Below are 12,923 nucleotides of genomic sequence, written 5' to 3' on the forward strand. Positions count from 1 at the left end.
TTTAATCCCCTTCTTCCAATATAAATATCTCTTCCAGCGGTTTGCCGAAAACCCGGGCTATCTTCAGCGCCAGTACCGTTGAAGGTACATATTTATTACTTTCGATGGTATTGATGGTTTGGCGCGATACATTTACCGCCTCGGCAAGGTCGGCCTGTGTGATATCTTTGATTGCGCGTTCCACACGTATATTATTTTTCATGGCTATCCCTCCCGGCTTAATGAACGGTTCAGCCGGAAAATAACCCACCTGAAACGGATGATGAAAAATATAAGCGGCACCCACAAATTAAGTTCGAGCATATGACCAACGTCTTCAATAAAAACGAGGCTGGCGATGAGGATGATATAGTTAATGTATATGGCCCACCGCAGTGAATCGAGCCTGATCTGCCATATCTGTTCGTCTTCCATCTTTTCTTTTGCAAAAGCAACAAAAAATAGTCCTGTAGCCATCACCAATGATGTGCAAATAAAGAATAAGTGCTCGCCCGAAAACGGCCCTCCACTGGTGGGCTGCGCATCCATGATATTGATCATGCCATGCGAACGACCAAGCATGCTTAAAGGTACGTGCAATATAACCAGCCCCCAGCCCAAGTAGCGGAACCAGTAAGGGAACAAAAATCGGTTTTTCATACGGCCAATTCTCCTTTCCCGTTTTGCTTATTATATTTCCAAAGTATATAGTTAAAACGCAGCACAAAAAACAGCGCTATGGTACCCAGGTTGAGGAACATTACCAGCATAAAATCTATAGAGTAAAAGAAGAAATTAGCCAGCAGTAAAACAGCGTAATTGATATAAACCGCCAGTTGCATCGACTCGAGGCGGAGTGTTGATACAAACTCGTCTTCATTGTGCCTTTTGCTGTACCCCCATATCATCAGCGTGAGCGGCAGGAGCAAAAACATCGTCGTTATCCAATCTTTCGGTTCCGTATCGCCTTTAAAAAACCACGAACCTACAAATGCGAACAAAATAATCACCAGCAAAGGAACCGAAACAGCCTGACCGATGATCTTATAGGGCCGTTCGGGCAGGTAAACCATCTTATCCACTTTGTATTCGCCATTTTTGTTGTAACGTAAGTAATAATAGCGTGCTATAAAGATCAGCAAAGGCGTAAACAGGTTGTAGGTTGACATCCCCATAATATCGGCGAAGGACCCCAGGGGATCTTTATCAAGTTTCAGTAATTCGATGGCTATGGTTAATATCAGCCATACCAGGTAAATGATATAATTAACCAGCACTGCCCAGTACAAAGCATTGTACCGGATACGCGCCGTGAGTTCATCTTCCTTTTTTTCGCGGGCAAAAGCTACCAAAAACAAGCCGGTAATAACCAGTGTAAGGGCAAGTGTTTGAGTGAAGTCCCGGTAAAACAAGCCGTGATAAGCCGGGCCGGGCGGGCGAACGCTCATACCAAAACCGGGTATCTTATAATCCCGATAAAGGGCCAGGTAGCCTAATACAAAGCCCGGCAGTGCCAAAATCCAGCCCAGCGGCCTCATTTGGTTAGGTAACAAAAACCGTGATTTCATAATTTGTCAATTTTGATTGACCAAATGTAAAGTTTATTTTACAAATGTCAAGTAGATTTGACAAAAAATTTCATCAACTGATTTTTCTAATACTGTGGCGCCATGTGGTTCATGCCGGTCGCGAAATAAACTATTGTTATCAGAGCCGATAAGCAGAGAAAGAAAATTAAGAAGTTGGTATAGTGCTCACGCGTTGGTTCGCCTTCTACTATCGCTATGAAAGATTGTTTGATTTTTTCCATAAGAAATAATTTTAATGCAAACGATAACACAACAACGATGCCAGCACGGGCATAGCAGGGAGAAAACAGCATTAAGCCATTGAGCAACAGGGAATTTTCCAATCAGCAGCGAATAGATTACTTCCTGCAAAGCGTGCAGTTTAGTAAACGGTTATGCAGGCAGTGTCCAAACGTTCTGCTGATATAACGGTTGTAATAATTGCTATTTCATTTTAGATGGACCACGGCTTCTAAACCAATTACCCGGGTAAGCCTGATAGAGATCCTTTTTATAAAATTTTATACCCGCCCGAATTGTGTGAATTCCAAAAGCGCCCAAACTACAATGGAAACTGCCAGGATAACAATAGAAACATTAATAAAGTGTTCTTTACGCGGCTCGCCGGCAACTACTTCAACAAAGGACTGTTTGATTCTTTTCATGTGAATAATTGATACATTGCGAATAAGGCAATTACAATGCCAGCGGCTTTTTAGCTATGTTTAACTTCGGCGCAATGCGCCATCGTTCCAAATTTTCCACAAATCGTGTAACATGTTTTTTACAAGTGGCATATAATCGCCCCATTTAGGAGTAAAACGCGACGATAACAAGGAGCTTTACCAGCCAGGTCGGCCGATACAATACTCTCCTTCCGATTAATTTTTTTAACTATTGTGGTGTTAAGGAAGTTCCATAGTGTTCCGCATTTAAACGTGGAACACCCTAAAATGAATGAGTACCTTAGTCAAGGTAAATATCCAGCAAGCCCTCGGGCAGATCGACGAGAACGATGTTCTTCACTACGTCAATGCTTTTGATGATCTCGCCGTTGAGGGGGAACAGCACCTCACAATTTTTATAGTGTACGGTAGCTATGAACTGCTGGGGTAACTCCTGGATGTGGGTGATCTCGCCCAGCTCACCTTCGTTTTCGTCGACAGCGGTGAAACCTAACAGGTCCGCCAGGGTGAAGTCCCCTTTTTTCTTTTTTGGTTTCAGTTTATTAGGGAGATAAACGTCTTTCTTAACCAGTCTGGATGCTTTTTCAATGGTATCCAGGTCCTCCAGGAAAAGATTGGCGGTATTGTTATGACCTTGATATTTAACCGACTCGACAAAATAGGGCACCAGCTTACCCGCCATATCGACGAATATGGCATTAAAATCGATCAGTTCCAGGTTGTCAAAGGCTACGTACATTTGCAGTTCGCCCTTTAAACCCTTGGTTTTTAAAATGGTGCCTATTTTGAAACTATCGTCTATCGTCATGTCCTTTTCCTCTCGTTGCCGGGTGGCAAACAAAAATAGCGAAGCACTTTTCAATACTTCGCTATTCTAAAAGTTTTACCTGATTACTCGGCGCTTTCAGCTTCTGCAGAGGCATCAGCTTCCGGTGCGGCTTCAGCGGCAGGAGCTTCAGTTTCGGCCTCAGCAACAGGTGCTTCGGTTTCTTCTTCAGCAACTTCAACTTCTTCAGCCGGAGGAGTATTTTTTGCAGCTATTGCAGCGGCTCTTTCTTCCTTCTTTTTAGCTTCAGCGGCTAAAGCAGCCTTGCGGGCATCTTCCTTAGCTTTGCCTAAGTTTTCTTTCTTACCTGTGATCTTGCCTTCTTTCTGGTCAAGCCATGCCTGGAATTTAGACTCGACCTGTTCTTCGGTCAAAGCACCTTTTTTAAGGCCACCCTGTAAATGTTTTTTGTACAAAACGCCTTTGTACGACAATATCGCACGGCAGGTATCAGTTGGCTGTGCGCCATTGTTTACCCAATCAAGGGTTTTGTCAAAATTAATGTCAATTGTAGCAGGGTTGGTGTTTGGGTTGTATGAACCTAAACGCTCAATGAAGCGGCCATCTCTTGGAGCACGCGCATCTGCCACTACGATATAGTAAAAAGGTTTTCCTTTTTTACCATGTCTTTGCAGTCTGATCTTAGTTGCCATTTTTTGTTTTTATGTATCCAACATTATCCCCGGAGTCTCCTTCTGCGGGGATGCAAAGGTAAAAAAATATATTTTAAATTCTAAATGTTATAAATAATTAAAGTTCAGGCGCATTTTAAAAATTATTGGCAACTTGTGGCGGAGATATTATGGAACAAAAAATACGCCTTGCAATAGATATGGACGAGGTTTTGGCCGATACCATTGACAAGTTCATCGAGGTTTACCGGCAGGATCATCAAACCGAAATATTACTGGAAGAAATGAGCGGCAAAGAATTTCACGAGTTGCTGCCCGACACTTTGAACGACAGCTGGCGCACTTATGTGAACGCGCCCGGCTTTTTCCGCGACCTGAAAGTGATGCCCGGAGCGCAGGATGTGGTAAAAGAGCTTTGTACCAAATACGATGTATACGTGGTCTCAGCCGCGATGGAGTTCAAAAATTCCCTGGTGGATAAGCTCGACTGGCTGGGCGATCACTTTCCCTATATCGGCTGGAAAAACATTATTTTTTGCGGTAACAAGATAGTAGATGTAGGAATCATGATCGACGACCGCATCCGTAACTTCGCGGGTTTTCAGGGCCGGCCCATCCTGTTCTCTTCGCCGCACAATCACTTTGTAACCGAATACGAAAGGGCCAATAATTGGGCCGAAATTGCCGATAAATTACTCTGAATGGGGTTTTTCGTAATAAAAGATATAACTTTATAGTGTTCCGGAATATGATAAAACTTTATGCTTACTGATCTTCTTGCGGCGCTTAACGACTGTGTCTGGGCCTTTGATGAAACTACGCAAAACTACCTGTTTATCAGTCCAAGTGTGCATACCATCCTGGAGTACTCATCAAAAGATATCGGGCAGAATAAAGATTTCTGGAATAAGGTTATTGATCCGCGCGACCATGATGAAGTAATTGAAAAGATCAATAAAGCTACCACTGACGAATGGCTCGACCTTACTTACCGGGCAATTACCAAAAGCGGCAAGATCAAGTGGATAAATCACAAACGCAGGCATCTGAGCGACAGCTCAAACGGGCATGATGTGATCCTGAATGTGATCAAAGACATTTCGGACCAAAAGGCCATCAATTACAGGATGCAGGATTCGCTGGGCGATTTTAACATCCTGTTTAATGACAACCCTACGCCCATGTGGATATACGAATTACCCACATTGCGTATATTAAAGGTTAACGCTTCGGCAACACGCCATTATGGGTACAGCGAGCAGGAATTCCTGAGCATGACCATACGCGATATACGCCCGCGGTTCGACTTGGCAAAATTCAACGAATACCTATACAAAAAAGGCATACCAGAAAGCAGGCTCGACGGCTTTAACAGTGCGGGGGTATGGCGTCACCAGAATAAAAAAGGCGATATACTTTACGCTGAAGTTACCGGCCACGAGATAAAATATGATAACCACAGCTGCAGGGTGATTATTGCCCTTGATGTTACTGAAAAAGTAACGCAACAGGAGGAAATGAAACGCCGCGAACAGTTCCTGACCTCGCTGATAGATTCCCAAACCAATTTCCTTTTAAGGATAGATACGTCCGGTATCATCACGTTCGCCAACAGGCAATTTTTGAAATTATTAGGTTATAAAAAATCCGAGATCATCAATAAGCATTTCTCCGTAATTACACCAGTAAGCGATATAAAACTTTGTGAGGATGCGCTGAAAAGTTGCATCAAAAACCCAGGAAAGGTCATCAGGCTGGAACATGGTAAGCTTGATAAAGAAGGAAAAGTGCACCAAACCAAATGGGAGTTTATATCGATAACCGGCAATGACGGCGAAGTAACCGATATACAAGGCGTGGGGCAAGACCTGACGCCGGTATCAGAAATTGAAGTTAATGCCCAAAAAGCGGCCGAAGAAACAGCCTGGACCAAAAATAACCTCGAGGCGCTTATCAACAACACCGAAAACTTTATCTGGTCGATAAACCGGGATGGCCGGTACGTGTATATGAACACCGCTTATCGTAATCGCATTAACGATACTATGGGTATAATGCCCAAAGAAGGGGATGATGCATATGTTCACTCGGGCCATACCGAAAAGGTACGCAGCGAGTGGCACCAATATTACGAGCGCGCATTGTCGGGTGAACGATACATAACCAGGCATGAAAGCCCTGACCGGCAAAGTGGCAAAATCTCTTTTTTTGAAGTAAGTTTCAACCCCATTTATAAACAGGCCAAGGACGAGATAATTGGCGTGGGTTGCTTTGCCAGGGATATAACCGAAATGTTAAGAACCGAGGAGGCACTGCTTGACCAAAATGAGCGTTTGAGAAACATCGCTTCGCTTAGCTCGCACGAATTGCGCCGCCCGGTTGCCAGCATGCTTGGGTTAATGAATATTATGGATTATGAGAACTTCAGCAATCCCGAGAACGAGCAAATTATCAAGCATTTGTTCACCGTCACCCAGGAAATAGACGAGGTTATCCGCCTGATCGTTAATAAAACGTTTATCGACAATAAGTTTTCGTTATAGCGAAAGCATTTCTACTATACGGAGCAGGCTCGGGTCGATCTCGCTATTATGTTTGATAGCCCGTTCAAACGGCGTAAATACAACGTTGTTGTTAATAATGCCTGCCATATCGCATTTATAGCCTTCAAGCAAGGCTTCAACGGCTGCAGCGCCCAGCCGGCACGCCAATACCCTGTCCATACAAGTAGGGCTTCCACCACGTTGAATATGCCCCAATATAGAAACGCGTGTATCCAAATGAGGGAATTTTTCTTTTACCTGGCGGCCTATTTCAAAAGCTCCGCCTTCTTCGCCTTCACATTCGGACACGATCACAATGCGCGATGTTTTATTCTTACGGCCGTTTTCGAGGCGGTCGAACAACTTGTCCACGCCGATGTTGGCATCAGGTATAATAATGCCTTCGGCCCCTGTTGCCATACCCGTACGCCAGGCTATCATTCCCGAATCACGGCCCATTACTTCCACAATAAAAAGGCGATCGTGAGACTCGGCGGTATCACGTATCTTATCAACCGCATTAATAACCGTATTGATGGCTGTATCGTATCCTATCGTAAAATCAGTGCCTACAAGGTCGTTATCTATCGTTCCGGGCAAACCGATAACCGGGATACCAAATTCTTCATTAAATGCTTTAGCTCCGCGAAATGTGCCGTCGCCGCCTATAGCTATCAGCGCGTCTACATTAAACTTCTTTACCTGTTCGTAAGCGGCCTGGCGCCCTTCGGGCCTGCGGAACTGCGCACTGCGTGCTGTTTTTAGAATTGTTCCGCCACGCTGCATGATATTGGATACCGATCTTCGTCCCATCGGGAAAAAATCGCCGTTTATCATTCCTTCGTATCCGCGGCGGATACCCGTAACTTCAACATCGTGAAACAAAGCAGTGCGAATCACCGCACGGATGGCGGCGTTCATACCAGGGGCATCGCCGCCTGAAGTAAAAAGTCCGATATTCTTTATTTGGGCCATTGCATTACGACAGGTTCACACCCGTCCGAAATAAGTAAACGCTAATATTAATTCAGTCGTATTTGATGGTGTTGTTTAAACACTATCAATTATGCCGCGAATTTACATTAATTTTTGACTCAATGCGCAGTTTTATAAGCAGCAATCCCGCTATCAAGGAATTTTATGTAATTATCCACGCTGTAATTGGCTCCCTGCGGAGGAATAAGCACGTTACCCTGGCTATCGGTAATTACATAAAATGGTTGGGAATTCGTTTCAAACTTTGAGGCTTCGTAATCGCTGTTTTTCGCCCCTATACTGGTGATATGTTTTCCGCTGAATGATGAGGTATATTGATCGGCTGCCGGGAGTTCGCTTTTTTCATCGACATATAATTCCAGTAGTACAAAATCGTTTTGCATACGTTTGCGTACCTCCGCGTCAGACCATACACTATTTTCCATTTTACGGCAATTGGGGCAATTCCATCCGGTAAAGTCTATCAAAACTGGCTTTTTCAATTCTTTTGAAACCTGTAACGCCTGCTCATAATCATACCATTCGTTCAATCCGGCATGCTTACCCCTGCTAAACATATCTTCATACTTCTTTTCTTTAATGGACACATTTTGTACAGGTGCAGAAGAGGACGTGTTAATTCTCGAAAGGTCAAAATCCTGCGTTGCCGGCGGAGGTAAAAATCCGCTGATAACTTTCAAAGGGGCTCCCCATAATCCGGGTATCATATATACTACAAACGAAAACACGATGATCGCAACAAATGTCCTTGGCACCGATAGGTAAGACAAATCGCTGTCGTGCGAAAATTTAAGTTTCCCAATAAGATAGAGCCCCATCAGCAGGCCAATGGCTATCCATAAAGACAGGAACACCTCCCTGTCGAACCAATTCCAGTGATAAGCCAGGTCGACATTGGAAAGGAATTTCATAGCAAACGCCAGTTCAAGGAAACCAAGCACTACTTTTATGCTATTGAGCCACCCGCCTGATTTTGGCAAGCTTTTCAGCATAGACGGGAACAGCGCAAACAAAGTAAAAGGCAGCGCCAGGGCCAGTGAAAAGCCAAACATACCAACCGCGGGACCTAAGCGATCGCCTTTCGAAGCAGCGTCCACCAGCAATGAGCCAATTATTGGCCCGGTACATGAAAAAGACACAACAACCAGGGTGGCTGCCATAAAGAATATTCCTATAATGCCTCCTTTGTCCGAATTCTGGTCAAGTTTATTTGCAAGGGAGCTTGGAAGTGTGAGCTCAAATGCCCCCAGGAATGATATTCCGAAGACTACAAGCAGCAAAAAGAAGAATATATTGAATATTCCGTTTGTTGCGAGTGCATTAAGGGCATCGGAACCAAAAAGCAGCGTAATGATCAGTCCCAGGGCTACGTAAATAACAATAATGGATAAGCCGTAAATGGCTGACTGCAATATTCCCCGGGCCCGGTTACCGCTTTTTTTGGTAAAAAAACTAACCGTCAATGGCAGCAATGGATAAATGCAGGGCATCAGCAAGGCTAAAAAACCGCCCAAAAAGCCCGCTATAAATACCTGCCATAAAGTTTTAGGCTTTTCATTGGCCGGGGCATTGTAGCTTTTCGCCGCAGGCTTTACCTTTTCCTGCTGTTGCTTCTTTTTAGCAGCAGCAATACTATCAGCAGCGGTAGTAATGGTAGTAAACTGAACGTCGCTGCTGGATATTGTATCAGCCGGATCTTTTTGAAACGCGTTTGCACGTTCAGATCCGGCAAATGAAAATACGATAACTGCTATAAGCGTGCATAAAATGGCTTTCATGCCTGCCCGGGTTTTGGAAAATGTCATTTTCAATACCAATTATTTACCCAGGGGGATATTAAAATCAACATCATCTGGTGGCAGGCATTTTCTGTCGTTACAGGTCATGAACTCGAGCTGCCCCTTTACGGCATTAACATTTGCCGATTTTAGCTTGATCTTTTGCTGAAAAGTAACCGTCTTTTCAAAATAGCTAACATTCATTTTGAAAGCTTCCTCATATTTGGTGAGAGGAGCAGGTTCGCTTGTTTTGCCTATCAGCGCATATTCTTTGGAAGGTGAGAAAGTGAAGGACGTTTTTATGGGCCCGCCATCTTTAACATTTTGGGAGTATATATGCCAGCCTGGCTGTATAGTTGCGCGTAAAAATACAACCGCTTCGTTTTTATTAATTCTTTTAGCCGCATATGACCAGGTCACAGGATGTTCGATCTGTGCAAAAGCGCCTGTGCTTACGGCAAACAGTATCATAGCCAACAGTATTCTTTTCATATCAATAGATTATTTGTTCAAAAATTCAATTTCTTTCTGATTATATTCTGAAGTTGTATGACCATCATCAACAACCAGCGGCCCGTGGTCGCGAACTGCAACGATCTTTCCCTCGAATAAACGGTCTTTTACCTTAAATATTTTCACCTCGTTCAGCCAGTACAGTCGTGACAAATACGCTTTCCTTACAACGTCATAATGGCCTGACCTAAGCTGCAAATAGGCAATTTCTACATTTTTACAAATCTCTGATAATATTAATTTCAAATCATAATCCCTGTGTAAGATTTGTTTTACTGACACTGCGTTAGCAGCCTCGGGCGGGAAATGTTCCTGGTTAATATTTAAACCAATACCGATTACCGAATTCTTTATCAGGGACCCCTGCAGCAGGTTCTCTATTAGTATACCACCCAGTTTTCCATCGCCGTAATAGATATCGTTAGGCCATTTTATTTTCAATTTTGAGCCCAAAAATGGCTCCAGTGCGTTAATAATGGCTAAACTGATGGCCCGTGTAAGGTCGAACTGTTGTTGTACAGGCAGGAAGACCGGCTTTAACAGGATACTAAACGTTAGATTTTTCCCGGGTTCGCTGTGCCAGCGGTTCTGTTGCTGGCCCCGGCCCGCGTACTGGCTGTCTGCCATAATGACCGTACCTTCGGAAACTGGCTTGGAATTTGACAATAAATCTTTCAGGAAATTGTTAGTAGAATCGACATGTTGAATTGTGATTAAATTTTGTCCAACAAATAATCCTGAAAATATGTTATTTTGCAAAGTAATTATGTATAAACCAAAAGCGTTCAAAACTAATTCTTTTTGATGGTAAAAAACAAAGCGATAAAAGAATCCGCTTACATTTCTGAACTGGCCATATACGGCATACAGGAAAAAAAGGGAAACGATATAGTGAGATTAGACCTTAGAAATATCTTCAGTTCAGTCTCTGATTATTTTGTGATTTGCCATGCCGAATCGACCACACAAGTAAAAGCCATAGCAAATAGTGTTGAAGAAGAGATTTTTAAAGCCACGCAACAGGAACCGTGGCGCAAAGAGGGGCTTGAATACGGCGAATGGATATTGCTTGATTATGTTGATGTAGTGATACATATCTTCAGGACGGACAAGCGCGAGTTTTACGGAGTAGAGGATCTTTGGGGTGACGCAGAAATTAAATACTACAAAAGCGCCTGAGTTTGAAAGTCACAGAGACCTGCGGAGAAGCGTCTTGACTGTACCCCTGAATTTTAATAGTAATAATGATTTACGTTTGAGCATTTAGAAAAAATGAAAGATAATAAACAGGAAAATCCTAAACCCATAAGGAAGATATCCAATAAGAGACCTTCGTCAAAGCCGCCGAAGTTTAACATTATGTGGCTTTATGCGGTGGTTATTTTAATACTGCTTGGAGTGGGGTGGTTTTCGAACAGCAATAACGCCAAGCCAACTACTTACCAGAATTTTGAAGTAAACATGCTGAAACAGCATGATGTTGCCAAGCTACAGGCTTATAAAAACGGTGATCTGATAACGGTTGAAGTATTTATAAAGAAGGAAAGCTTGTCGAAACCCCAATATGCTGAAGTAAGGGGCGGTAAAACCATTACCGGTTCGGACGATAATGGCCCGCAATATGTATTTACCTACGCATCGTACGAAACACTTAACCAGGCCATAAACGCCGCTGAAAAAGATTTCACCGATTCGGAAAAGGTATCGATAGACTACGTTCAGCACGATAGTATTTTAACTAATGTACTGTTCCAGGGCATCATTATGATCCTGTTGTTTGCCGCGGTGTGGATATTTATCATGCGCCGGATGTCGGGCGGAAGCGGTGGCGGTCCGGGTGGCCAGATATTTAACATCGGCAAATCCAAAGCCACTTTGTTTGATAAGGAAGCGCAGGTTTCAGTAACTTTTAATGATGTCGCCGGTCTTGAAGAAGCAAAGCAGGAAGTAATGGAAATTGTCGACTTCCTGAAAAATCCCAAAAAATATACTAACCTGGGTGGTAAAATCCCTAAAGGCGCGTTGCTGATAGGTTCGCCGGGTACAGGTAAAACATTACTCGCCAAAGCCGTCGCGGGCGAAGCGCAGGTTCCGTTTTTCTCGCTCTCGGGTTCCGATTTCGTTGAAATGTTCGTGGGTGTGGGCGCATCGCGTGTTCGCGACCTGTTCCGCCAGGCAAAAGACAAAGCGCCTTGTATCATCTTTATCGATGAAATAGATGCTATTGGCCGTGCACGCGGAAAAAATAACATTGTAGGTGGTAACGATGAGCGCGAAAACACATTGAACCAGTTACTGGTCGAAATGGATGGTTTCGGCACCGACTCAGGTATCATCATCCTTGCAGCTACTAACCGCCCGGATGTGCTGGACTCCGCTCTATTACGCCCTGGCCGTTTTGACAGGCAGGTATCTATAGACAAACCCGACCTGCTTGGGCGCGAACAAATATTCAAGGTGCACTTAAAGCCTGTTAAACTGGCCGAAGGTGTTGACGCAAAAAAATTATCAGCACAAACCCCTGGGTTTGCAGGCGCCGAAATAGCCAACGTATGTAACGAGGCCGCGCTTATTGCCGCCCGTAAAAACAAAGAGGCTGTTGACATGCAGGATTTCCAGGATGCCATAGACCGTGTGATCGGTGGTTTGGAAAAGAAAAATAAGATCATATCCCCCGAAGAAAAGCGTATTGTTGCTTATCACGAGGCCGGTCACGCCATTGCAGGCTGGTTCCTTGAACACGCCGATCCACTGGTTAAAGTTTCCATTGTGCCGCGTGGTGTTGCTGCGTTGGGTTATGCCCAGTATTTGCCGAAAGAGCAATTCCTGTACACAACCGAGCAACTTGAAGACGGTATGTGCATGACCTTAGGCGGCCGCGTGGCTGAAGACATCACATTTGGCAAGATCTCAACAGGCGCGCAGAACGACCTGGAGAGGATCACTAAATTAGCCTATGCCATGGTTACTATTTATGGTATGAATGATAAGGTAGGCAATGTATCTTTTAACGACACGCAGGGTGAATACCAGTTCAATAAACCGTATTCGGAGAAAACATCGGAACTGATAGATGCTGAAGTGCGCAACCAGATCACTTTAATGTACGAACGTACCAAGAAGCTGCTTATTGATAAACACGACGGCCTTGAAAAGCTGGCCAATAAGCTGCTCGAAAAGGAAATTCTTTTCCAATCGGACCTGGAGGAAATTTTGGGAAAACGCCCGTTCGATCATCGTACAACCTATGATGAGTTTGTAAACGGTCCGGAAGGTGGCAACCAGGAAGCTGCTGCCGGAAACCTGATACATGAAGGTGTGGCCGACCATTCAGGTACTTTTAACAGGAATCCTGAAGAAAAAGAAGCAAAAAGCGAATAACAATAGCTGAGACCATAAAGC

At 44.0% G+C, this 12,923-nt stretch carries 14 protein-coding genes; 4 read left to right on the top strand and 10 right to left on the bottom strand.

Annotation, left to right across the window (positions count from 1 at the left end; genetic code table 11):
• Position 1 precedes the first annotated feature (1 nt).
• The 6 genes from FRZ54_RS03110 to FRZ54_RS03130 all read right to left on the bottom strand — a co-directional run bounded on the left by FRZ54_RS03110 (position 2) and on the right by FRZ54_RS03130 (position 3,712).
• On the bottom strand, positions 2-202 hold the full coding sequence (locus FRZ54_RS03110) for a helix-turn-helix transcriptional regulator (RefSeq protein ID WP_147030191.1): 201 nt from the start codon (positions 200-202) through the stop codon (positions 2-4).
• Positions 203-204: 2 nt separating this feature from the next.
• Entirely contained in the window at positions 205-639 is a 435-nt protein-coding gene (locus FRZ54_RS03115) for a hypothetical protein (protein ID WP_147030192.1), read from the bottom strand.
• Positions 636-1,547, bottom strand: coding sequence for a hypothetical protein (locus FRZ54_RS03120; protein ID WP_147030193.1), 912 nt, complete (start codon positions 1,545-1,547; stop codon positions 636-638). The genes FRZ54_RS03115 and FRZ54_RS03120 overlap by 4 nt, the downstream gene beginning before the upstream one ends.
• A 521-nt stretch (positions 1,548-2,068) precedes the next feature.
• Positions 2,069-2,212: a hypothetical protein gene (locus tag FRZ54_RS24320; RefSeq protein WP_187359732.1), complete on the bottom strand. Its 144-nt coding sequence runs from the start codon at positions 2,210-2,212 to the stop codon at positions 2,069-2,071.
• A 301-nt stretch (positions 2,213-2,513) separates the two neighbouring features.
• Positions 2,514-3,041, bottom strand: a complete 528-nt coding sequence (gene rimM / locus FRZ54_RS03125) for a ribosome maturation factor RimM (RefSeq protein ID WP_147030194.1) — start codon at positions 3,039-3,041, stop codon at positions 2,514-2,516.
• 83 nt (positions 3,042-3,124) lie between these two features.
• On the bottom strand, positions 3,125-3,712 hold the full coding sequence (locus FRZ54_RS03130; RefSeq protein ID WP_147030195.1) for a 30S ribosomal protein S16: 588 nt from the start codon (positions 3,710-3,712) through the stop codon (positions 3,125-3,127).
• Between the two features lie 149 nt (positions 3,713-3,861).
• On the opposite strand from FRZ54_RS03130, the gene FRZ54_RS03135 reads away from it, so the two are divergent.
• Together FRZ54_RS03135 and FRZ54_RS03140 are read left to right on the top strand one after the other, a co-directional pair.
• Positions 3,862-4,392, top strand: coding sequence for a 5' nucleotidase, NT5C type (locus tag FRZ54_RS03135; protein ID WP_147030196.1), 531 nt, complete (start codon positions 3,862-3,864; stop codon positions 4,390-4,392).
• 60 nt (positions 4,393-4,452) lie between these two features.
• Positions 4,453-6,234, top strand: a complete 1,782-nt coding sequence (locus tag FRZ54_RS03140) for a PAS domain S-box protein (protein ID WP_147030197.1) — start codon at positions 4,453-4,455, stop codon at positions 6,232-6,234.
• On the opposite strand, the gene pfkA is transcribed toward FRZ54_RS03140, so the two are convergent.
• From pfkA to FRZ54_RS03160, 4 genes are all read right to left on the bottom strand, one after another.
• On the bottom strand, positions 6,229-7,209 hold the full coding sequence (pfkA, locus tag FRZ54_RS03145; RefSeq protein WP_147030198.1) for a 6-phosphofructokinase: 981 nt from the start codon (positions 7,207-7,209) through the stop codon (positions 6,229-6,231). The genes FRZ54_RS03140 and pfkA overlap by 6 nt on opposite strands.
• A gap of 119 nt (positions 7,210-7,328) precedes the next feature.
• Entirely contained in the window at positions 7,329-9,008 is a 1,680-nt protein-coding gene (locus FRZ54_RS03150) for a protein-disulfide reductase DsbD family protein (RefSeq protein WP_147030199.1), read from the bottom strand.
• Between the two features lie 39 nt (positions 9,009-9,047).
• Positions 9,048-9,500 (bottom strand): protein-disulfide reductase DsbD domain-containing protein, encoded by a 453-nt coding sequence (locus FRZ54_RS03155; protein ID WP_147030200.1) that lies wholly within the window; start codon positions 9,498-9,500, stop codon positions 9,048-9,050.
• Positions 9,501-9,509: 9 nt separating this feature from the next.
• Complete coding sequence (locus tag FRZ54_RS03160; protein ID WP_228462609.1) at positions 9,510-10,310, bottom strand: biotin--[acetyl-CoA-carboxylase] ligase; 801 nt, start codon at positions 10,308-10,310, stop codon at positions 9,510-9,512.
• Between the two features lie 15 nt (positions 10,311-10,325).
• On the opposite strand from FRZ54_RS03160, the gene rsfS reads away from it, so the two are divergent.
• On the top strand, positions 10,326-10,700 hold the full coding sequence (gene rsfS, locus FRZ54_RS03165) for a ribosome silencing factor (protein ID WP_147030201.1): 375 nt from the start codon (positions 10,326-10,328) through the stop codon (positions 10,698-10,700).
• A gap of 93 nt (positions 10,701-10,793) precedes the next feature.
• Positions 10,794-12,902, top strand: a complete 2,109-nt coding sequence (gene ftsH / locus FRZ54_RS03170) for an ATP-dependent zinc metalloprotease FtsH (protein ID WP_147030202.1) — start codon at positions 10,794-10,796, stop codon at positions 12,900-12,902.
• Positions 12,903-12,923 lie beyond the last annotated feature (21 nt).

The organism is Mucilaginibacter ginsenosidivorans (assembly GCF_007971025.1).
In the GTDB taxonomy this organism is placed as follows: Bacteria; Bacteroidota; Bacteroidia; order Sphingobacteriales; family Sphingobacteriaceae; genus Mucilaginibacter; species Mucilaginibacter ginsenosidivorans.